The 20,346-nt window shown below is 34.8% G+C and carries 25 protein-coding genes; 8 read left to right on the top strand and 17 right to left on the bottom strand.

Annotated features, from left to right (window positions below; genetic code table 11):
• Positions 1–174: 174 nt before the first annotated feature.
• Entirely contained in the window at positions 175–681 is a 507-nt protein-coding gene (locus ABS911_RS04165) for a phosphatidylglycerophosphatase A family protein (protein WP_350451244.1), read from the top strand.
• A 57-nt stretch (positions 682–738) separates the two neighbouring features.
• Here ABS911_RS04165 and ABS911_RS04160 read toward each other — a convergent pair whose 3' ends face one another.
• From ABS911_RS04160 to ABS911_RS04145, 4 genes are read right to left on the bottom strand one after another with little or no spacing between them, the layout of a single operon-like run.
• A complete protein-coding gene (locus tag ABS911_RS04160; RefSeq protein ID WP_502880495.1) occupies positions 739–1,317 on the bottom strand; it encodes a TIGR01906 family membrane protein in 579 nt (192 codons plus the stop codon).
• 50 nt (positions 1,318–1,367) lie between these two features.
• Positions 1,368–2,132, bottom strand: a complete 765-nt coding sequence (locus tag ABS911_RS04155; protein ID WP_350466450.1) for a TIGR01457 family HAD-type hydrolase — start codon at positions 2,130–2,132, stop codon at positions 1,368–1,370.
• A 30-nt stretch (positions 2,133–2,162) separates the two neighbouring features.
• A complete protein-coding gene (locus tag ABS911_RS04150; protein ID WP_350466449.1) occupies positions 2,163–2,987 on the bottom strand; it encodes a YutD family protein in 825 nt (274 codons plus the stop codon).
• Between the two features lie 26 nt (positions 2,988–3,013).
• Positions 3,014–4,405, bottom strand: coding sequence for a bifunctional metallophosphatase/5'-nucleotidase (locus ABS911_RS04145; RefSeq protein ID WP_350466448.1), 1,392 nt, complete (start codon positions 4,403–4,405; stop codon positions 3,014–3,016).
• 576 nt (positions 4,406–4,981) lie between these two features.
• On the opposite strand from ABS911_RS04145, the gene ABS911_RS04140 reads away from it, so the two are divergent.
• The 5 genes from ABS911_RS04140 (at position 4,982) to ABS911_RS04120 (ending at position 8,354) form a co-directional block, all read left to right on the top strand.
• Positions 4,982–5,710 (top strand): amino acid ABC transporter ATP-binding protein, encoded by a 729-nt coding sequence (locus ABS911_RS04140; protein WP_350466447.1) that lies wholly within the window; start codon positions 4,982–4,984, stop codon positions 5,708–5,710.
• 21 nt (positions 5,711–5,731) lie between these two features.
• The gene (locus tag ABS911_RS04135; protein WP_350466446.1) at positions 5,732–6,532 is read left to right on the top strand and encodes a transporter substrate-binding domain-containing protein; all 801 of its coding nucleotides are present in this window, start codon (positions 5,732–5,734) and stop codon (positions 6,530–6,532) included.
• Positions 6,533–6,599: 67 nt separating this feature from the next.
• Entirely contained in the window at positions 6,600–7,247 is a 648-nt protein-coding gene (locus ABS911_RS04130) for an amino acid ABC transporter permease (protein ID WP_350466445.1), read from the top strand.
• Between the two features lie 43 nt (positions 7,248–7,290).
• A complete protein-coding gene (locus ABS911_RS04125; RefSeq protein WP_350466459.1) occupies positions 7,291–7,914 on the top strand; it encodes an amino acid ABC transporter permease in 624 nt (207 codons plus the stop codon).
• Positions 7,915–8,021: 107 nt separating this feature from the next.
• The gene (locus tag ABS911_RS04120) at positions 8,022–8,354 is read left to right on the top strand and encodes an MGMT family protein (RefSeq protein WP_350466444.1); all 333 of its coding nucleotides are present in this window, start codon (positions 8,022–8,024) and stop codon (positions 8,352–8,354) included.
• 3 nt (positions 8,355–8,357) lie between these two features.
• Here the strand turns inward: ABS911_RS04120 and ABS911_RS04115 are convergent, their stop codons facing one another.
• The 9 genes from ABS911_RS04115 to ABS911_RS04075 form a co-directional block, all read right to left on the bottom strand.
• Positions 8,358–8,816, bottom strand: a complete 459-nt coding sequence (locus ABS911_RS04115) for a GNAT family N-acetyltransferase (RefSeq protein ID WP_350466443.1) — start codon at positions 8,814–8,816, stop codon at positions 8,358–8,360.
• A gap of 5 nt (positions 8,817–8,821) precedes the next feature.
• Entirely contained in the window at positions 8,822–9,262 is a 441-nt protein-coding gene (locus ABS911_RS04110; RefSeq protein ID WP_350466442.1) for a VOC family protein, read from the bottom strand.
• Positions 9,263–9,406: 144 nt separating this feature from the next.
• Positions 9,407–9,538 (bottom strand): hypothetical protein, encoded by a 132-nt coding sequence (locus ABS911_RS04105; protein WP_350466441.1) that lies wholly within the window; start codon positions 9,536–9,538, stop codon positions 9,407–9,409.
• Positions 9,539–9,626: 88 nt separating this feature from the next.
• Positions 9,627–10,436, bottom strand: a complete 810-nt coding sequence (locus ABS911_RS04100; RefSeq protein WP_350466440.1) for an aldo/keto reductase family protein — start codon at positions 10,434–10,436, stop codon at positions 9,627–9,629.
• A gap of 165 nt (positions 10,437–10,601) precedes the next feature.
• On the bottom strand, positions 10,602–11,168 hold the full coding sequence (locus ABS911_RS04095) for a polymer-forming cytoskeletal protein (RefSeq protein WP_350466439.1): 567 nt from the start codon (positions 11,166–11,168) through the stop codon (positions 10,602–10,604).
• 353 nt (positions 11,169–11,521) lie between these two features.
• Positions 11,522–12,043: a VOC family protein gene (locus ABS911_RS04090; RefSeq protein ID WP_350466438.1), complete on the bottom strand. Its 522-nt coding sequence runs from the start codon at positions 12,041–12,043 to the stop codon at positions 11,522–11,524.
• 148 nt (positions 12,044–12,191) lie between these two features.
• Positions 12,192–13,136, bottom strand: coding sequence for an alpha/beta hydrolase (locus tag ABS911_RS04085; protein WP_350466437.1), 945 nt, complete (start codon positions 13,134–13,136; stop codon positions 12,192–12,194).
• Positions 13,137–13,315: 179 nt separating this feature from the next.
• The gene (locus ABS911_RS04080; protein WP_350466436.1) at positions 13,316–13,858 is read right to left on the bottom strand and encodes a DUF1697 domain-containing protein; all 543 of its coding nucleotides are present in this window, start codon (positions 13,856–13,858) and stop codon (positions 13,316–13,318) included.
• A gap of 52 nt (positions 13,859–13,910) precedes the next feature.
• A complete protein-coding gene (locus ABS911_RS04075; protein ID WP_350466435.1) occupies positions 13,911–14,831 on the bottom strand; it encodes an alpha/beta fold hydrolase in 921 nt (306 codons plus the stop codon).
• A gap of 191 nt (positions 14,832–15,022) precedes the next feature.
• Here ABS911_RS04075 and ABS911_RS04070 point away from each other — a divergent pair, with 191 nt between their 5' ends.
• Together ABS911_RS04070 and ABS911_RS04065 are read left to right on the top strand one after the other, a co-directional pair.
• A complete protein-coding gene (locus ABS911_RS04070; RefSeq protein WP_350466434.1) occupies positions 15,023–15,799 on the top strand; it encodes an ABC transporter ATP-binding protein in 777 nt (258 codons plus the stop codon).
• A 2-nt stretch (positions 15,800–15,801) separates the two neighbouring features.
• Positions 15,802–17,427 (top strand): hypothetical protein, encoded by a 1,626-nt coding sequence (locus tag ABS911_RS04065; RefSeq protein ID WP_350466433.1) that lies wholly within the window; start codon positions 15,802–15,804, stop codon positions 17,425–17,427.
• Positions 17,428–17,562: 135 nt separating this feature from the next.
• Here ABS911_RS04065 and ABS911_RS04060 read toward each other — a convergent pair whose 3' ends face one another.
• The 4 genes from ABS911_RS04060 to ABS911_RS04045 all read right to left on the bottom strand — a co-directional run bounded on the left by ABS911_RS04060 (position 17,563) and on the right by ABS911_RS04045 (position 20,343).
• A complete protein-coding gene (locus ABS911_RS04060; RefSeq protein WP_350466432.1) occupies positions 17,563–17,706 on the bottom strand; it encodes a hypothetical protein in 144 nt (47 codons plus the stop codon).
• An 82-nt stretch (positions 17,707–17,788) separates the two neighbouring features.
• Entirely contained in the window at positions 17,789–18,043 is a 255-nt protein-coding gene (locus ABS911_RS04055; protein WP_350466431.1) for a DJ-1/PfpI family protein, read from the bottom strand.
• A gap of 234 nt (positions 18,044–18,277) precedes the next feature.
• On the bottom strand, positions 18,278–19,273 hold the full coding sequence (locus ABS911_RS04050) for an SIS domain-containing protein (protein ID WP_350466430.1): 996 nt from the start codon (positions 19,271–19,273) through the stop codon (positions 18,278–18,280).
• Between the two features lie 20 nt (positions 19,274–19,293).
• A complete protein-coding gene (locus ABS911_RS04045; RefSeq protein WP_350466429.1) occupies positions 19,294–20,343 on the bottom strand; it encodes an SIS domain-containing protein in 1,050 nt (349 codons plus the stop codon).
• Positions 20,344–20,346: the final 3 nt, after the last annotated feature.

Below are 20,346 nucleotides of genomic sequence, written 5' to 3'. Positions count from 1 at the left end.
TAGATCATCGTTTACCTAAGTCACCGTTTTTCTTAGTTCTGTTACAAACCACCGAATAAGATTTGGAAATTAAGTACTGTTCTGCTAGTTTGAACAATTTGTTAAATGGTTATTGCAAGTCATTTGTTCATCTTTCTAGTATAATTAATTTATACTTAAAACGGAGGGATATGAATGGTAAAAGATACAAATGAGTTACACAAAAAAGCTTTAGAATTATTGGACCAACGTGGCGTTAAATTAAAAGACATTGCCGAATTAGTTATGTTTTTACAACAGTCTTATATCAACGATTTATCATATGAAGTCTGTTTAGAACACGTGGAAGCCGTTCTAAAAAAAAGAGAAGTCCAAAATACGGTCCTAACTGGGATTCAGTTAGATATTTTAGCAGAGAAAAAACAGTTGATGAATCCTTTACTGGATATCATTGTGGATGATGAAGGACTATATGGTATTGATGAGATCATGGCTCTTTCTATCGTAAATGTCTATGGTTCAATTGGTTTTACCAACTATGGTTATATTGATAAAATCAAACCCGGCATTCTAAAAAAATTAAACAGTCATGATGACAACGAAGTTCATACATTCTTAGATGATATCGTTGGAGCTATTGCGGCCGCCGCTGCTAGTCGTCTAGCACATGCTCAACCCACCAAAAGTGATATTACACAGTAATCATTAATTAAAAAACAAGACCACACTACTCAAATTTGAGTAATGTGGTCTTGTTTTTTAATTAAACGCTTTTCGTTTAGTGTAAAAATACCCAAAAATAATTTGTAGTTCAATTAATACGAAAGCTAAAATAAAGCAATGCATGAAGAAGGTTTCTGGCAATGCTAAAATAATCGGATCCGTAGAAGGATTGAACAGCCAAGCATCATTATTAAAAAAAACTTTATGGAAAGCTACAAATAACTGATCAAAACTGACAGCTATCATAAAAAGCACGACAAAAGGAACGGCTATCGCAATTTGAAATGGGCGAACCAATTTCCAAAACAATTGATTTTTTTTAATGTAGCGAAGATAAAAGAATGATCCTACTGCTGTAATCATTGCAATAACATAGTCCAAAATAAACAAGCGTTTGACTTCATAAAAATGAAACAGCCCACTTTCTGAACTTGGAAAATTCGGAAAGTTCAATTCGGTTATCCAAGGCAAGTTCAAATAATTTAATAATATTCGATAGTTTTCCATTAGAATTTCTTTTGACAACCCAACATTTTGAGAGATTTTTAAGTAATCAATATCAAAAGCATATAGTGGCGTCAAATTAATCGTTAGTACTATAGAAAACGATACAATAAATAGAAATAGACTGATTATTCCTACTACATGAAGGGCTTTTTCTTTCACTAGAACACCCACTCATCCAATGAATTTAGTAAATAAGTGGGTTGTTCTTCCACCAGTTCTAAATCTTTTAGAGAGGTAAAACCCGTCAGCACTAGTAAGGTGTCAACATCATTGTGAATACCGGCTAAAATATCGGTTTCGTAGTTGTCGCCTACCATGATAACCTCTTCTTTTGTTAAACCAATCGTTTTGATGGCTTCTTCCATAATGATTGCTTCCGGTTTCCCGATAAAAGTAGGCTGAACTCTTGTTGAGGCTATCAGTAAGGCTACTAATGAACCAGCGCCAGGTACCAATCCTTTATCACTCGGTATATTGGTATCTTTATTTGTCGCGATAAAGCGAGCTCCTTTATGAATAGCTAAGGTTGCAACTTCAAAATCATGATACGTAACTTGTCGATCGATTCCCACGATCACGTAGTCTGGGTTTTCTTCATCTTCAATAAAACCAGCATTTTCTAACGCCTTTCTGAGTCCTGTTTCTCCTATAATATAGACTTTTTTTCCTCCACCAAGTGAAGTGAGGTAGTCTGCAGTCGCTAACGAGCTGGTGTATACCTCTTTTGCAGACGTTTGAACACCAAAGTTTTGAATTAAATTATCAGCAACTTCTTTTTGTGTTTTAGAAGAATTATTGGTAACAAATAAATAAGGAATCTTTCTTTCTTGTAGTCTTTTAATGAATCGCGCAGCCGCTGGAATTGGCTCTTTTCCACGATACATGGTTCCATCTAAATCAATTAAATATCCTTTATACTCCATTTACCTAACCCAACCTTTATCTTTATTCATTTATTTTGGCACAACTTTGCGACGGATACTGTATTGGCGTTTACCTTTAGCATCCTTTACTGTTTCAACTGTTTCTTTTGGAATATTTTTTTCAACTGATTTCTCAACTGGCGAAATTTCCTTTTTAACAAAATCTTTTTTAGCTTTCACTCTGTCGGATGACTTTTTAGGATTTATTGTCGTGCTTTGTTTTGAATATAAATTTTTTGGTTGAGCTTGTTTAACCACTTTTTCGTTTGTTGGACTTTTACTTTTTTGTGTTCTGCGTCTTTTAGGTTTGCTCGTTTTAATACGTTCCTTTTTGTCATCCACACGTTGCAAGACAAAATAAGGACAGCCAAAATTACAATACTCGTACAAATAATCCTGAAGATTAGCAATTCGCTGATCTTGAGGAACTTTCCGATTACGGTTATCGTAAAAACCTTTCAATCGCATTTGTTCAAAACCCCAGTCCGCTACAACATAATCGTATTTATCTAAAATCTCGCTGTAACGCTCACCTAATCGCTCTGCATCAAAAGCATCTCGATAATTTTGTACAATTTCGAATTTTTTGCCTTCTATCATAATAGTAGTAGCATCAATTCTTTGAACGACTAGTTCCTCAACTGGCTTAATTAATTCTTGTACTTCTTTATCAACTGTATGTTCACCTGATTCTTCAGGACTGCGATTTTCTTCTATTGCAGTTGTAGACGATTGTGATTCTTTCACTCGTTTTTTGGGTCTTGATTTAATCGGCCTTTTTTTTGCTTGAACGGCTTTTTTAGGTGGTCTTGCCTCCTGAGTTCGTTCTATAATTGTTTCGTTTTCACTTGTCATTGCGTTCACCTACTTTCATAATCCATTCATCTTATTAATTTATCTATTGGGTAATGCTTTTTTAAATATTGAGCTACAACATTGCGTATAAAATAAGGAAACAGCACTTCATTTTCCCCTTTGATTTCAATCGTCGGAAAAAAAGGGATAAACATGAAATGATCTACTGTAGCAAATGTATACTGTTTGGTCCGCTCTATCGGCTTACCTAACCAAGAGACTTCCCCGGTCATTTTATCATATGCTACTCCATTGTAACAGATTTCGCCGAAAATTTTCCCTCTAAATCCAATACCTTTAATCGGGAAATTTCGTAAAAATAAGCGATTTTTCTCCATTTCATAAATCATACGAATAAGATTTTCTCCATCTAATGTGCACCTTAGAATACGCATAGGATGAGGCAAGATTTTGTGCAAGTCATTTTTCGTAACCGTTCCTTCAATCAATGGCTGCATGAATAGTCCTGCATTTAAAATAGCCGCATCTGTGTGTGCATATTCTTTAAGAGCTTCCAATCCAACTTCAACAAGTTCAGATTTACCATGCCAATTTACTGAAAAAGTATCGGGGATAGCTGCAATTACTTGTTCATTTAGCAACAGATATCCCTTTTGTTCATAACCTTCGATCATCTTATTTTCATTTTCAGGTGCTTTTATTGTAGCTGTTTCCTTAACGGTTGCCTTAGCAGCTATGATTTTATTTCTTTCGATTTCTAATTCAATATGGCCAACATATTGACCGTATTTACCGGCTGCTGCAAGCAATGTATTTCTGACAACTTTCCCATTTGGCAATAAGTGATGTGTGTGTGAACCAATAATAACGGAAATCATTGGATACAGTTCAGCAATCCGTTGATCTTCACCAATGCCAAGATGAGACAGTAAAATAATAGAATCCACTAAAGGAGTAATCATTTCTAAAATGTCTCCTATCACTTCGTCCGGATTTTTAACATCCCATCCAATCGGTTTGTAGCTAGTTGGAAAAGGTGCCGTCAAGCCAAATAGGCCAATTTTATGACCAGATTTTGTTTGAATGATATGGAAAACTTTTGCCCATTCTGGCGGGTATCCTGTTTTTGCATCGAATAAATTTGAGATCACTACAGGAAAATTGGCTTCATCGTATAAATGACTCAATTGTTTTTTTGAGCTTCCGATACCTTCATTATTTCCAATCGTAACTGCATCATATCTGACTTCGTTCAGTAAAAGGATATTTGCTGTTCCATCAGTTGCTTCCGTCAAAGGATGGACTCGATCACAGGCGTCTCCAATGTCAAATGAAAATACCGTTTCATTTTCTTGTTCCAATCGTTTAGACTCTTCTCGCAAATAAGCAGAAATTCTTGGCCAATTTTCAAAATGAGAATGAATATCGTTTGTATGATAAATGTGGACACGTTCCATTTTCTTCATCCTTTATTTCAGAAATTTATACTGCTCTTATTATACCAATCTTCAAAAGAAATATCTTGTCTATTATATAGAAGAAATACTGGTTGATTCAAATAAAGACACATTTATTTAAGTCACTTTTTTATTTGATGTGAAAAGGCGAAATAATTTGCAAACGCCAATCTTTAATGATAAAATTTCCAGTGCTGCAACATTTCAAAAATTAGCACATAGTAGATTGGCTGTCTTCCTATCAGGTAGACATTATCAGGAAATCAAAGTCATCTATCTTTACTTTTACAAAACTTTTCTTCATACTTATGAAGACTTCTACCATTTTCTAATACGATTTTATATAATACAATACAAAGTCGTACTGTTGAATTCATTCGAATAGGAATAGTTGCTTTACAAAAAATAGAATATTCTATCTAACTGTAAGCATTAGAAAATTCTTATTTGTTCTAAGCTTTTTTTAGTGTTCAAAAACCAAGTTTATTATTCCCGTAAGGAGTATGCAGGAGGTTTATCCCCTATATACTTCTTAATTTAATTACCTAACTATAGAAAAACAAGGAGTGTGTTTAAATGATTGAATTTAAAAATATCGAAAAGTATTACGGTGATTTTCATGCCTTAAAAAATATTAATCTTACCTTTAATCAAGGTGAAGTGGTAGTTGTTATCGGGCCTTCTGGTTCTGGTAAAAGTACTATGTTGCGTTGCATCAACGGTTTGGAAGATATTACTGAAGGAGAATTATTGATTAAAGATGTCAATCTTCATGCTAAGGATACGAATATCAACGAAATTCGTAAAAACGTTGGGATGGTTTTCCAACATTTCAATCTTTATCCGCATAAAACCGTTTTAGAAAACATTATGTTAGCACCTATGAAAGTTTTGAAACAGTCTAAAGAAGAAGCTCAAAAAAATGCTGAGAAATTTTTAGAAAAAGTAAACATGTTGGACAAAAAAGATGCTTATCCTTCTAATTTATCTGGTGGTCAGCAACAACGTGTGGCTATTGCACGAGGATTAGCTATGGGGCCGAGTGTTTTATTATTTGATGAACCAACTAGTGCACTAGATCCTGAAACAATTGAAGATGTACTAGACGTTATGAAAAAATTAGCTAAAGAAGGCATGACAATGATCGTCGTGACCCATGAAATGGGATTTGCACGTGAAGTTGCTGACCGTGTTATTTTTATGGCGGATGGAGAAGTTCTGGAAGACCGTGAAACAGTTTCGTTCTTTGAAAATCCTAAAGACGAACGTGCCAAACAATTCTTAAGCAAAATTATCAATCATTAATTTTATAGGAGGACTTTCCAGATGAATAAATTAAACAAGCAAGCTCTTTTTCTTCTATTACTCCTACCTGTCTTTTTTCTTGCTGCTTGTGGTTCTGAAAGTGCAGCAAAAGTAGATATAACAGAACGGATAGAAGAAAATCCAACCCTTACATGGGGTGTAAAAGTAGATACCAATCTTTTTGGTCTTTATGATATTCAATCAAGCGAGATCAGAGGCTTCGATATCGACATAGCCAAAGCTATTACCGAAGAATTGACTGGAGATGCAGATAACGCAGAATTCGTTGAAGTTACCTCTAAAACACGTATTCCTTTATTAAAAAATGGGAATATTGATGCCATTATTGCGACAATGACTATTACAGAAGAACGAAAAGAGCAAGTCAACTTTACGGATATCTATTTCGATGCCGGGCAAGCTTTATTAGTTCCAAATGACAGCCCGATTCAAAGTTTAGATGACCTAACTGCTGATACAACCGTTTTGGCAGTTAAAGGCTCAACTTCTGCACAAAATATTCGTGAGTTGTCTCCTGAAGCAAATGTATTAGAACTAGAAAATTATTCTGAAGCCTTTACTGCTTTACAATCTGGCCAAGGAGATGCCGTTACAACTGATAATGCTATTTTATTAGGCATTATCGCCGATAACCCTGGCTATCGGTTAGCTGGTGGAAACTTCACTCAAGAACCTTATGGAATTGCAATCAACAAAGGCCAAGATGCCTTTTTGCAAGAAGTCAACAAAGCCTTGGAAACAATTAAAGAAAATGGCGTATACGATGCCATTTATGCTAAATGGATTCCTGAATTAGATTAATCAGTTTAAAACTTCATGAAAAAAGCAGTACCTGTACTGCTAAGAAATAAAAAAGCGAGGTGCACCTATGCTAACGATCTTAACAACCTACCAAGACGTTTTAATTGATGGGTTTCTAAATACATTGTATTCCAGTATTATTGCCTTATTTTTCAGTTTGATCATCGGTACATTAATGGCTATCCTTCAGTTATCTAAAAACAAATGGTTAAAAGGATTGGCAAATGCTTATGTAGAGTTCTTTAAGAATATTCCTCTTTTGATCATTGTGATGTTCTTTTATGTAGTAGTACCTTTATATTGGTTCTCTATTGATGGCTTTACAGCTGGTACAATTGGATTAACTATTTACACTTCTGCTTTTATTGCAGAAACGGTCCGTGCTGGAATTATGGGCGTACCTAAAGGTCAAACAGAAGCTGGACTTTCAACTGGTTTGACTCAAAATGAAACGATGCGCTACATTATTTTACCGCAAGCCTTCAAAATCGTTATTCCGCCTCTTGGCAATCAATTCATTAATTTGGTGAAAAACTCATCTGTTCTTGCAATGGTTACTGGCCTTGATTTAATGTATCAAGGAGATTTAATTGCCAGCGAGACCTTTAATACGTTCGATACGTATATCTTAATCGGCTTGATCTATCTCATCATTACATTACCTTTAACGTACTTGATGAGTTACATTGAGCGTCGCTTAAATGTAACATCTTAAAAGGAGGAGAAATCATTTGACTATTATAGAAGCTTTTTCATGGATGAACATCCGCTTCTTACTGGATGGACTTCTCGTTACAGTAGAAGTGGCAGTCCTTTCAATTATTTTTAGTTTTATTATCGGAGCCATTTTAGGATTACTTCGGTACATGAAGATACCCATCTTTTCAAAAATCGTCGGGGGCATTGTTGATTTGATTCGTAACTTGCCTTTATTACTAATCATCTTTTTTACTTACTTTGCATTACCACAAATAGGCATTCGTTTAGATATCTTTTGGTCAGCAGTAGCTGCGATGACGATTTTTGAATCTGCTATGCTGTCAGAAATTATGCGAGCAGGTTTAAATTCTGTTCCTTCTGGACAAATGGAAGCTGGACGTTCTACCGGATTAACGTATCTTCAAACGCTATGGATAATCATTATTCCACAAGCTTTTAAAGCTATGGTTCCTCCAATCGTCAGCCAACTCATATCTTTGATCAAAGATACTTCATTAGCTACCATCATTTCCTTACCAGAATTAACTCATAATGCTCGAATCATTTATGGCCAAAACACAACTTATGTGATTCCGATGTTTATTGCCTTAGCGTTCTTCTACTTTATTATTTGTTACGCATTATCAAAAGTTGCTAAACGTTTTGAAACAAAATTATCTTAATCAAAATAACTGTTCACTAAAACTAGTTTTAGTGAACAGCTATTTTTTTTCCTTCATTTCGGTTACGATAGAAAAAAGATATTGCAGAAACGAGAAAGGATCTTATTATGACTCCCTTTACTGAACGTGTAATCCATATTATCCAATCGATTCCAAGTGGAAAAGTAATGACTTACGGGCAAATTGCATCACTTGCTGGAAACGCTCGAGGTGCAAGACAAGTCGTCCGTATTCTCCATTCCATGAGCCAGAAGTATGATCTGCCCTGGCATCGTATCATTAATGCTAAAGGTGAAGTAGCTATCAAAGATGCTGAAGGAGCCTTTACTCAAAAAGACCGTTTACTTTCAGAAGGCATTACCTTGACACAATCCGGAAAAGTGGATTTAGTGGTTTACCGTTACCATCCCACTACTGAATTAATAATTGAAGGTCAATAAAAGTTACTGTGGGATATTTTTATATAAAAACACGTTAGCTGTCGAAACATTGAAATTCATTTTTTGATAAAAATGATAAGCGGGTACATTTTTATCCGTTACTAACGTGATTGCTTCTAATTCTTTTTTCTGACAGTATTGTTCTAGATACATCATCATTTCTTTTCCCACACCTTTTTGTTGATACTGTGGATGAACGTAAAACTCATCCACATAAACTTCATCTCCAGACCAAAATGTTCGTTCAACTCCGAATAATGCACCAACAATGGTAGACTTATCCACATAAACAAAGCCAAATGACCGTTTTCGGTGTATAAACTCTTGTAGATATCTTTTAGCAGTATTTTTAGTCCACAGTTCATCCCACGGTTTGCTGTTATACACAGTTATCAACAGTTCCACACACACATCTAAATCAAACTCCGTTAATTCTCGAATTATCCAATTTTTATCTTTCAAGAAATTTAACCTTCTTCCATTATCAGCATATCATTTTCATCAAATTTCCAACTAGCACTATAGGCTACTTCCCAATAATAGCCATCTAAATCTTGAAAATACCCACTGTATCCGCCCCAACTTACTTTCTCAGGTTCTTTAACGATTGCTCCACCATTTTGTTTTACAAGAGTAATCATTTCGTCCACTTCCTTTTCTGACTTTAGGTTGCAGGCTAGTGTGATCCCGTTAAATCTCCTTTCTGGAATTGCTGGTGGAACTACTTTGTTAATATCTTTTGCTAATTCTTTAATTGGAAATAACTCTAATTTGCTGCCTTGATTATTAAAAAACACGATAGCGGGTTCTTCTCCTTTTTCATAAGTTTTAAAACCTATGCTTTTATAAAAGTTTAAAGCCGCTTTCATATCTCTTACCCCTAGACAAATTAAATTAATGCGGTTCATTTTAAGTCCTCCTATTAGCTTAATTTAGGTCTACAATTTCTAGCGTTGCTAGATTAATCAAACTATTCACCAAAAAATTTCTGGAGGAATAGGGTTGCTTATAGCCTGTATAGGATTCAATGAGAATTAGAAACCATTAGCGCTTCAGCGATTACGGTTTCTTTGAAGCTTGAAAGCCGTTAAGACTACAGACTTTCCGGCGGCCCCATGCTCCAATACTCCACAAGCAAACCCGTCCATTCCAGAAGAAATTTTATTTTGAAGCATCCATACCATTTGTCATACTACCCTTAATCTAAAATTTTTCTTTTATTGAGAGTGAAAAAAGCTTATTTAAGTCTTCTAACTTAAATAAGCTAATAAGTTACAGCGTTTCAATTAAAAATTGATCTTCTTTGGTTAATTCAAAATCAAATAACTCTAAATTAGCTACTTGATGCTCTTTGTTGTGAGATTTAGGAATAACCACAACCCCTCTTTGGATTTGGTAACGCAATAAAACTTGTCCCCAATTTTTTCCATAATTTTCAGCAATTTTATCTAATGTTTCTATTTGTTCTTGAGTAACTTTGCTTAATGGTCCCCAAGCTTCTGGTACAATATTATTACTCGTTAAATAGTCAATCAATTCATGATTCCATGTATGTGGATTAGATTCAATTTGATTTACTACTGGCTGAATCCGAGCAAAGTTACGCATCGTTTCCAACATATCAATGGTAAAATTGGATACTCCAATTGATTTGATTTTCCCATTATCCACAAATGACTCGAGAACTTCCCATGTTAGTTGCAATTTTCTATCATCTTCAATCGGATGATGGATTAAGTACAGATCAATATAATCGGTTTGTAAATTTTTCAAACTGTCTAGTATAGTTTGTTCTACCAATTCTTTTGAACCAATATATGCTTCGTCTGAAGGAATTTTTGTGGTGATATAAAATTCTTCACGAGGAATGCCACTTTCAAAAATAGTAGTCCCAACACCTGCTTCATTCCGATAAGAAATTGCCGTATCGATCAACCGGTATCCAGCTTGTATCGCAGACTTCAATGAGCTAAAATCGTTCGTTAAAGCTCCATTGTATTGATTGCCTTCTTTACCATAAGTATTTGTTCCGGTTCCAACTACTGGTATATCTACTCCATTTGCTAATGTGATCATTTGCATTGAATCACTCCCTTAAAAAGAATATCTATATTATCAATAATAATGATTCTATTGATATTTAGTCAAGTTTAGACCCTTTTCTTAATGACTTCAGTACTCAAATAAAAAAACATCCCACCTTTTAAGTAGCTAAAGGCAAGATGTTTGTTTTAAAGATTCAGTTTATTATTCAGCTACAGTTGTTTCTCCAGTTACAGTACCTGCATCTAATACTGCAGAATCCATTAATTCTTGAGAAGCAAATGTTAGATTTCCTTCAATTGTTGAATCAGCAAGTTCAAATCCTTCAGCTTCTACTACAACATCTCCAACAAATGTTCCGTTTTGAATTTTAAAGTTTGGAGTTTCAACAGTCATTGTTGGTGCTGTTAATGTAAATTCGTCTGTTACTTTATGATCTTCATCTTGTGAATATAAAGCTAATTTACGGTAAATATCTCCGCTTTCTTCCCCTTTATCATGGAAAGTTCCTGCTACAACGATGTCGTCAGGTACTGTTACATCCTCTGTTATTGCATAGATCCATGTTCCGTCTTCGCTAAGTCCAGCTAAAACGTCTGCTGGATCATTGCTGATTGAAGCAGTTGTAACAACTTCTGTACTTTCAACAGCTGAAGAAGCTGTTGATTCTTTGTCTGCTGTATCTTCGTTATTTCCACAACCTGCTGCAAAAATAATAAGTGATGCACAAGCACCTAAAAATAATGCTCTTTTTTTGTTTGTTTTAATCATAATGTATCCTTACCTCCAATTTTTTTATGCGTTTCCAAAGCTATCAATACCATTTATTAAGAAGTATTGATCTGCCTTAATAACTACAAATATAGTGTACAACATCTTTGTGAATTATTCAACTTGTAATTGTTATATAAATAGATTTTTTTTATTTTTGTGACAAAAAATAGCATTATTAGTAAATAATCCACTGTTTCTTTTCTTTACCACTATCAAATTGAGATTATTTTTCAATCTGACCATTTTTAGTCACTTGCTTAACCTGTCCATTTTCATAATAACCTTTCATAACATCTCTTAATTGTGACCATTTGCACATGTTCTCTTTCAAGTCCACAGAAAAAATACAATTACGGAGTCCACCTTTTTCTTTCTGAGTTTTCAGGATACTGAATTCCAGCAGGATATGCAATCAGTTCAATGGTCATACCCCAAGGCGTTTTCCCGTAAACAAAGCAATTTCCTGCTCCACTTTCAATTTCACCAGACAATTTTTGTGGAGAAGTCCGTAACGTACCACCTGCTTGTTCAAATTGCTGAACAGCTTTATGTATATTTTCTACATAAAGTGCAATGTGTTGAATACCATAATCTACTGGGCTGGCAGGTTCATTCTGATTTGTATTTTCAAAGCAGAACAATTCAATACTGCAGCTATTTCCAATCGTTATCATTCTAATTTCTGTTTCTTTTCCGCCTGAGTCCATGTCAAAGCGCTTTTCAACCAGTTCCCCTGTTCGCGGTTTATCTTCTTTTTTGAGATTATCATAAACAAATTCTGCCTCAAATGCCTCTTTGAAAAACAAAGTAGCTTCTTCCATATTAGGTACTGTTATTCCGACATGATCAATTCCTCTTATATTTCTACTCATTCCTTTTGGCTCCTTTCAATTCTATTTAATAAAAGTGTAGCATATGTAAAAAGAATATTAAAAAATTATGGAAGGAGGAGAACCTTGACTACTATTAAAATAACCTCAAAAGTTAGCTTAAGCTAACTTTTGAGGTATGCGACGCTATCTATTGAGATACATATTTAAGTACAAATTCTTGAACTTTTTGCTCATATTCTTCTTTATTCTCTTCATAAGAATCCGCATGATCAGCATTAGATGCAATATATAACTCTTTAGGAGATGAGTTAGCTTCATATACATCATATACCATATCTGTCGGCACAAATTTATCTTCTGCACCATGGATAAAGAGCATTGGAACTTTATTCTTTTTGATCTGTTCTACTGTATCAGCTTCTCCAAACCAATAACCAGAACGTACTTTTGTTACTAAACTAGTAACTGGAATCAATGGAAATTCAGGTAGATCGTACATATCTTTCAATTGATACGCCAGTTCGCCATTTAAAGAGCTATACCCGCAATCTTCCACAATTACCTTAACATTATCCGGTAATTCTTCTCCACTAACATTCATGACCGTGGCTCCGCCCATGCTGATTCCAAATAAAGCTAATTCAGCATCTGTGCCTACTTTATCGATCATCAATTGGATCCACTGCAAGTAGTCTTTTCGTTCGTGCCAGCCAAAACCGATATAGTCTCCTTCACTCGTTCCATGTCCACGAGCATCTGGTACAAGTACGTTAAACCCCATGTCATGGTACAATTTAACATACGGAGCCATTTGTTCTAGGTTGCCTGCGTATCCATGAGCCAATATAGCTACTTTTTTTGAAGTAGATTCACTTTCAATATAAACCCCAGAAAGATTTAATCCATCAGCTGACTCAAGAGACACTTCTTTACGCTCTACCTCATCGTACCATTTCTTTTCTTCCAGCCATGGATCTTCTGGATCGTAATCTCCATCAACATTTGTTGCTTCTATGAAGTCCTTTGGGTTTATGGCTACTGCTACATCATAGAAATAATTCCCAGCGAATCCTAACCCAATAATAATCATAGCCACCAAAACAGCTAAACTTATCCATAATTTTCTTTTCATTTACTCACACTCCACTACTTTGTTGATCGAACCATATAATCATTCAGTTTATTCTACCCTTTTCTTATGTAAATGTGAACCACTCACGAATACAGGGCTGAGAAAAAATCTCAACCCTATATTCATAAATGCGACTTATATTACGGTTAGAAAAATTTCTCCTTACACACAGTTGCCTGCTAATCCTCTAAAAATCCAAGCAGTTTAAGGGTCGTATTACGATTCCTGATTGTTACCTTTTTATAGAATGAGCGGCCGGCTAGTTTCGAATAATAGGTTTTACTGTAATTCTGCTTAAAAGAGGAGGACCAAAATATAGCCAGTTCTCCTATGTAGACTTTTTCATAAGTAGTATCAATGACCGATAGGAGTTCAGTAATCTCTTTCTTATCCGCTGAAGGCAATAAAAACAAAGCATTGTGCCTGTAGTCTTCATCTTCTCCCCACCAAATTGGAATACTTGCTAATTCTGCTTGATACTTCTCATCAGAAATAACCACAACATCAACTGGAAAAGAAAAGTTATCCACTAAAACATTTTGACATTTTTCTAAAACATCTTGCTCCGTGTCTTCTGCACTATCGACAATCAAATTGCCACTATTAATATGCGATCTGACATTTGCAAATCCAGTATTGATTAGATGCTGTTTTAATTCGCTCATTGGAACACGGTTTTTCCCTCCAACATTGACTCCTCGTAATAAGATAATAAATTGCATACGACCAACCCCCTTTATCTGTTTAGTTGATATCCCTAAATATATTTACTATTTAAGGAGTATTCCATATAAAGTCAGCAACCAATTCATCTACTTGCGTATTTTCATGTAGTCGACTATGAGCAGCCTGTGATCCAGTAACGATTTCCTCACTATAATTCATTTCATTTGTTTGCATTAAATGACCAATCGACAATCCGCTTCTAATCGGAACTGTTCCATCTCCTTCTGACCCATCTTGCAGATCTCCAACGATGTTCAACATTTTAGTCATTCTAGGGTATTGCTTTATTCTTGTAGTAAAATCGCTATATCGTTCGCTGGTTACTAATGGACCGTTTTGTTTTAAATCATTCAAGGATTGCTCTTCATTACCTGATACAAAGTCATTGAATGGTGCACCTATAGCCACGAAGTTATTCACTATCGGCTGCGTTTTGTCGTTTCCATATGTGCTTAGATAGCGGAAACTACTTACTCCGCCCATAGAGTGTCCAACTAAGTTAACTTCATTTATTTGATAAACGGTCTTTAAATAAGTTAAAACATCTTTGATCCACTCTGCTTGATTCCATTCATTATTCTTATTATCTGCAAACAACACTTGAACCATTGGATTGTTTGATTTATTTTGCCATTCACCGATTTCAGAAATAATTCCATCCGGCTGAACAGTTATTGTTAATACATTTTCCCCCCAGCTATTCGCTTCAAATCGAGAGAGCATTCCATTAAAACTACCTGCTGTTCCTCCATATCCATGGATAAAAAGAGTGGGGACTTCCGTTTGATTTGTAGCCAACGGGTCCAAAGATTCAATGTTGGAACTCATTTTTTCACTTGTATTGATTGACTGTTCCTCACTAGTTGTTTGGTTTTCATTAAATGATTCAGTGTTTTTCCGGTTTCCACAACCCATGATTACAATGCTTAACAAGATAACTAAGATTGGAAAATAAACCTTCTTTCGCATACATTATCACTCCCAACTACTTCTAACTACTATAATAAACCATATTGTTAAGTATAAAGCAAAAGTCATCTTTTATTTCCAAGAAAATAATTTTTTTTGTACAGTTCATTTTATTATGGGCTTTTGTTATAATAAAAAAAACGCGTTATATAATTAACAGAATGAATGATAAACATAAGGAGAATGCCTAAATGATAGAATTCAAAACTGTTTCAAAATCTTATAACAGTAAACAAGCGTTAAAAGAAGTTTCTTTTACTATCCGTTCAGGAGAAATTTTTGGTTTAATCGGACATAATGGTGCTGGAAAATCGACCGCCATCAAATCGTTAGTTAGTATCATTGAACCAAGTAAAGGCGAAATTTTAGTGGATGGAGAAAATATTGCAACTAACCGACTTGCTATAAAAAAGAAAATCGGTTATGTTCCCGACTCTCCTGATATGTTCTTACGTTTATCAGCTATGGAATATTGGGATTTGATTGCTGTTGCTTACGAAATTTCCGAAGAAGAAAAAGACAAACAACTATTAAAGTTAATGAACCTATTCGATATGGTGGAAAATCAAGCTAGTATTATTAGTTCTTTTTCACATGGGATGCGTCAAAAAACCTTTGTTATAGGTGCCTTACTATCAGATCCGGAAATATGGGTGTTGGATGAGCCAATGACAGGATTAGATCCTCAAGCAGCTTATGATTTGAAAAAATTAATGAGACAACATGCAGCAAAAGGAAATACTGTGTTGTTCTCCACCCATGTATTAGAAGTAGCACAGCAACTTTGCGATCACATTGCGATCCTTAAGAACGGTGAGATTTTGTATGATGGTACAGTTGAGGAATTGCAAGCGGAAAATGAAAACCAATCACTAGAGACAATTTATTTAAAAATGGCAGGAAGAACTCTAGCGGAAGAACAACCTAATAGCGAGATTGATCTAGCTTCTCCAGAAAGGAGAGGATGAGCATGCGGCTGCAACATATCAAACAGCTGGCTAAAGTAAATTTGATTTCTGCTAATCCTCATCTAATCGAGAAAAAAAGAGCGGCATCTTCATATCCACCATATGTGGCTGTTCTTTTACAAAGCGGTCTTATGTTGTTTATATTTTTTCTATTGTATAGTTTTATGTTTTTTTTCATAGACTTTACTCAGTATCCTGGTATGTTTACTACTTATATTGTTCTATTCATTGTCATGGCTCTTCTGCAAGGATTCTATTTAGTTTATAATTTATTCTATGAGTCAAAAGATCTCATTCATTATCTTCCACTGCCATTTAAAGGAAGTGAAGTTTTCACAGCTAAGTTGGCTGTCCTTGCACTAATGATTTTGCCGTATTTGATTCCAATCTTATCTTTATTTATTCTGTTAGGACAGGATGCGGGACAATCTATTTTAATTTCTATTATAGTTTCATTGTTTTTATTTCTATTACTGTTAATGGTGATCTTTTTCTTTTCTGTGGTTTTGGTTCATTTGATTACCAAACTACCATTTTTCAAAAAAAATAAACAAGCCATCACAACGACTCTTTATACTTTATCCAGCTTAGGAATGACAGCTGTCATCCTTTTCCTCTCTTCCATAGATCAAGAAGCTGACATTCCCTATGGACAAATCTTGCCTGACTATCGAGTGATTCCTTTTGTACAATCATTCCACCAAGTCTTATTAAATCCACTCAGTTTAAATGCTTGGCTTGGTATCTTTTTATGGATTGCGCTACTAGCTATTCTAGCATTAGTCGTATTTAAATGGGCAGTGCCCGAATTTTATCGAGAAGAAGAATTGGATGTAAGAGATAGACACAAAAAAACAAAAAATCAACAAAAAGACAACTCAACTGGTTTAAAGAAACCTCTCATTTCTGTTAATCGAACCTTATGGAAATATAACTTTGGACTTATTCAAGATGGTACACTTATCATGCAACATTTGAGTTCAAGTATTGTTTTTCCTATCATTATACTATTAGGTCCAATTTTTACGAATGGGATTTATTTAGGAGATATGACCTTGCATTATTGGGCTTTATTTTTCTTTACTGGATTTGCGTATGCTTTTCTTACATTGAATGCGACCTCCATTGTTGGTGTTATTATCTCACTAGACAGAGAGAACTTTATGTACCTAAAATCCTTACCTTTTTCGATGAAAAACTACTTAAAGCAGAAATTTTTATTCGCTTTTGCAGCGGAAGCTCTGCTCCCACTTATTTTAGGGATAGTCTTTATTTTTATTGCAAAACTACCTTTATTGTTGGGAGTGCTATTTTTAGCTGGAATCATCATCGGGATTTTCGTACTATGTCACTATTACTTTGCCCGTGATTTCCGTCTATTATATTTGGAATGGCAGAATCTTACAGAATTATTCAACAGAGGAGGAGCCTTCATTCAATTTGTTAGTCTTTTTAGTTCACTCATTATTGGACTATTATCTATTCTCCTTATTGGCTTCTTATTAAATAACTTAACTCCTATCTGGCAAACAATTGTCTCTGTGTTAACAGCTGCTATCCCAATAATGGCATGTGTTTGTACTATAAAATGGTACAATGAACGCTTTTGGTCTCGTTTGAGTGATTAAATTAGGATGATACAATAGGTGTAAATAAAAAAAATTAAAAAACGGATGGTCGCGTTTAAGCTGTCATCCGTTTTTACTATTCTCATACTTTGTTTACAAACTAGTTCAAACAAAATTCTTTTTTGAAAATTTCTTTTATCTAACAAATCCATTTTTAAAATTATCGTACCAAGCTTCTAGCTCTTTTGATTCATCAATTTCCAACAATTGATATATTTCATAGGCAAACTCGACTGCAGCTGTTTCATTTGCAGTGATGATATTTTTATCTCGAATCACCTGTGCCTCCAAAAAATTTGTTGCCCCATTATATTCATCTTGCGCTTCAAAAAACGCAAAACTGTCCCCAGTATGTTTAACTTTATCCAGTAATCCATGACTGCCATGAAAATCCACCTGGTAAGATGACCAATGCCAAATTGTTTAAATCAGTATACTCTTCAATCGAAAGGTCGATTTCAGCGCGTAAGCCACCAATAGAAGTCTTTGATTCTTTATCTAAAGCAATCGTCTTTACTGAATAGTGTGGAACAGAGTTCACTTCAGCAATAGCATACGAAGCTTCCCAATCCGCCCACTTATCGGTCAATAAAAGTAATACATCTTTCGTATTCATTGGTACACCACCTTTTTCACTATTAGTTAATTATACCACGTCCATCATTTCATTCATCTTGTACTCATTCCACAAAATGAATAATATATTTTTTACGCTTCTACAATTGATGTCTTAAAATTATTTAGTAATAACTGTATTGTATTAGCCTTATATACTATTTTTTTTAAAGAAAAAATGCTCATTGACATCTTATAATGGCAATGAGCAAGTATATAACTACACTAAAAAGTCTTAATAATCAAATTGACGGTAGTAACGACGAATGTCTAACGGATGACAGTTAAGTTTTTCAACATGTGTATCAATTCGTTGAGTCACACAGTGTGACACTAAATGCGAAAGTCGACCTCTATATTTTTCACTGATTCCTTCTAATGCATAATCTTTTGAGTCAATAATTGTATAATTCGCACAAATACGAGGCAATAGTTTAGCTACCCGTTCAGATAATGAACGCTGTTCGTCTTCACCAATGAATAACGTAACTGGAGTTGCTTCTTCCACGATTTCTAATGTTCCATGTAAGAATTCTGCCGCATGAATTGATTTTGAAGGCAACCAGCTTTGCTCTTCCCAATAACACATCGCGTAGGAATAGACTCCCCCCCATTGGTTACCTGCACCAATAAAGTAATGCATATCATCGTGCCTATGTTTTTCAGCAAATTCACGCCCAAAATCATCAGCTGATTTTTCAGCTTCTATCAATCCAATAGCTAAATGTGCTTCTAATTCTTTATAATAGTCTTCATAATCGTCAAATTCTCCATTACGATACATGAATCGATCTGCCGCCATAAAAAACTTCAATTGTTCATTCATCGGATAGGTAATTAAGTAATCGCCAATATCTGCTAAAGGAGTGTTTGGTAAATCTACAAAAGAAATTATAGTGGCTCCTAGTTCTTTGATATCTTTAGTTGCCTTCACAACTTCTTGAGTTGTACCTGTTACTGAAGATAAGATGACTACTGATTTATCCGTTAGCCGTTTGTTGCCTGTTGTATAATATTCAGCTGCATGTTGAACATACACAGGTAAGTTGCTTTTGCCATTGATGTAAGTAACAGCTTGCATGCTTGATGCATAAGTCCCCCCTATTCCTAAGTAGTAGATGTTGTCAAAACCTTTTTCCCAGACTTCATCTACTATTTTTTCTACTTCACTTCTTAATTTTAAAGCTCCATTTACACTATCAATTAATTTAGGTTCATCGAATTTCAACATTTTTTTATTTCCCCTTTTTATTATATTTTGCTTTTTAATACTTCATCAAAATCATCGAAAATCCTTTTGCATAAATCAATCCCTTGAGCAGTTGCAGTTTGATAAGCCAGATACTGGAAAGGAATGATTAATAATAAAGGACTGATTTTTTCACTAACTGTTACACCCAAAGCCAAAGTATTTATATCATCGCTCTTGTCTGTGGTGATAGTGAAAGAATCTTTAACATACTCACTCATATAACTTCTTAATGCTATTGAGCGTTCCTTTAAGCTGCTGTCCGTTTCAATGTAGATAAGCGTGTGGTCTTGATCTGCTTCGAGATAAGGTCCATGCATATAAGCTTCTAGTTCAAATCCTTGTGCCGGTTTCCTCACTGTTTCAGTAAATTTAGTTTCAAATTCTTTTGCCGTACCCCAGTTAGGACCGTAACCCATTGCGATAAAGCGTTGTCCTAATTTAAAAGCTTCTTTGTGTGTTTCAAAAAAATCAATAGATTTAGCAATCACACTATCAATATTCATAACTGCTGAACGAATATCACTAAGCTCCTGCGTTACTTCATCAGCTGTTAGGAAATCCGCTTCCTTAGCAGCTGCCAGGGCTACTAACATAAGGTTTAAGACTGTTGCTGAATACCCTTTTGTGACAAAACCAACTTTTTCAATTCCCATATTCAAATCAAAAACAGTGTCGACAACTTTAGTAATGGGGCTAGTAACATCACTTGTCATAGCAATGGTTTTAATATTTTGTGCTTTTGTTATTTTTTCAACCGCTTGGATCGTTGATGTACTTTTACCACTTTGAGAGACAGCAATTACTAAATCAACTTTAGGATCCACTTTGCCATAATGTAAGAAATTGAATGGCTCTTGGATATCGATATAAATAGGTGCTGTGCTCTCCATATAGTACTTTGCAGCTAAACAAGCATTGAAAGAAGACCCCGTTGCTAAAATCAAGTAATGTTTTACGTCTGCCAATTGTTTTTTATCAAAAATAAATTCAGCAAGAATAGTTGTTAAACTAGTTTGTTCTTCTGCGATATAATCTAGCATTGTTGTCATTAT

This window comes from Carnobacterium sp. (genome assembly GCF_040274425.1).
This window is presented reverse-complemented; position numbering and strand designations above follow the sequence as displayed.

Bases quoted from the DNA above. Each gene is read 5' to 3' on its own strand.
- ABS911_RS04165 (WP_350451244.1), top strand. From the start codon at position 175: ATGGTAAAAGATACAAATGAGTTACACAAAAAAGCTTTAGAATTATTG.
- ABS911_RS04155 (WP_350466450.1), bottom strand. From the start codon at position 2,132: ATGGAGTATAAAGGATATTTAATTGATTTAGATGGAACCATGTATCGT.
- ABS911_RS04150 (WP_350466449.1), bottom strand. From the start codon at position 2,987: ATGACAAGTGAAAACGAAACAATTATAGAACGAACTCAGGAGGCAAGA.
- ABS911_RS04145 (WP_350466448.1), bottom strand. From the start codon at position 4,405: ATGGAACGTGTCCACATTTATCATACAAACGATATTCATTCTCATTTT.
- ABS911_RS04140 (WP_350466447.1), top strand. From the start codon at position 4,982: ATGATTGAATTTAAAAATATCGAAAAGTATTACGGTGATTTTCATGCC.
- ABS911_RS04135 (WP_350466446.1), top strand. From the start codon at position 5,732: ATGAATAAATTAAACAAGCAAGCTCTTTTTCTTCTATTACTCCTACCT.
- ABS911_RS04130 (WP_350466445.1), top strand. From the start codon at position 6,600: ATGCTAACGATCTTAACAACCTACCAAGACGTTTTAATTGATGGGTTT.
- ABS911_RS04125 (WP_350466459.1), top strand. From the start codon at position 7,291: ATGAACATCCGCTTCTTACTGGATGGACTTCTCGTTACAGTAGAAGTG.
- ABS911_RS04120 (WP_350466444.1), top strand. From the start codon at position 8,022: ATGACTCCCTTTACTGAACGTGTAATCCATATTATCCAATCGATTCCA.
- ABS911_RS04110 (WP_350466442.1), bottom strand. From the start codon at position 9,262: ATGAACCGCATTAATTTAATTTGTCTAGGGGTAAGAGATATGAAAGCG.
- ABS911_RS04105 (WP_350466441.1), bottom strand. From the start codon at position 9,538: ATGGTATGGATGCTTCAAAATAAAATTTCTTCTGGAATGGACGGGTTT.
- ABS911_RS04100 (WP_350466440.1), bottom strand. From the start codon at position 10,436: ATGCAAATGATCACATTAGCAAATGGAGTAGATATACCAGTAGTTGGA.
- ABS911_RS04095 (WP_350466439.1), bottom strand. From the start codon at position 11,168: ATGATTAAAACAAACAAAAAAAGAGCATTATTTTTAGGTGCTTGTGCA.
- ABS911_RS04090 (WP_350466438.1), bottom strand. From the start codon at position 12,043: ATGAGTAGAAATATAAGAGGAATTGATCATGTCGGAATAACAGTACCT.
- ABS911_RS04085 (WP_350466437.1), bottom strand. From the start codon at position 13,136: ATGAAAAGAAAATTATGGATAAGTTTAGCTGTTTTGGTGGCTATGATT.
- ABS911_RS04080 (WP_350466436.1), bottom strand. From the start codon at position 13,858: ATGCAATTTATTATCTTATTACGAGGAGTCAATGTTGGAGGGAAAAAC.
- ABS911_RS04075 (WP_350466435.1), bottom strand. From the start codon at position 14,831: ATGCGAAAGAAGGTTTATTTTCCAATCTTAGTTATCTTGTTAAGCATT.
- ABS911_RS04070 (WP_350466434.1), top strand. From the start codon at position 15,023: ATGATAGAATTCAAAACTGTTTCAAAATCTTATAACAGTAAACAAGCG.
- ABS911_RS04065 (WP_350466433.1), top strand. From the start codon at position 15,802: ATGCGGCTGCAACATATCAAACAGCTGGCTAAAGTAAATTTGATTTCT.
- ABS911_RS04055 (WP_350466431.1), bottom strand. From the start codon at position 18,043: ATGAATACGAAAGATGTATTACTTTTATTGACCGATAAGTGGGCGGAT.
- ABS911_RS04050 (WP_350466430.1), bottom strand. From the start codon at position 19,273: ATGTTGAAATTCGATGAACCTAAATTAATTGATAGTGTAAATGGAGCT.
- ABS911_RS04045 (WP_350466429.1), bottom strand. From the start codon at position 20,343: ATGACAACAATGCTAGATTATATCGCAGAAGAACAAACTAGTTTAACA.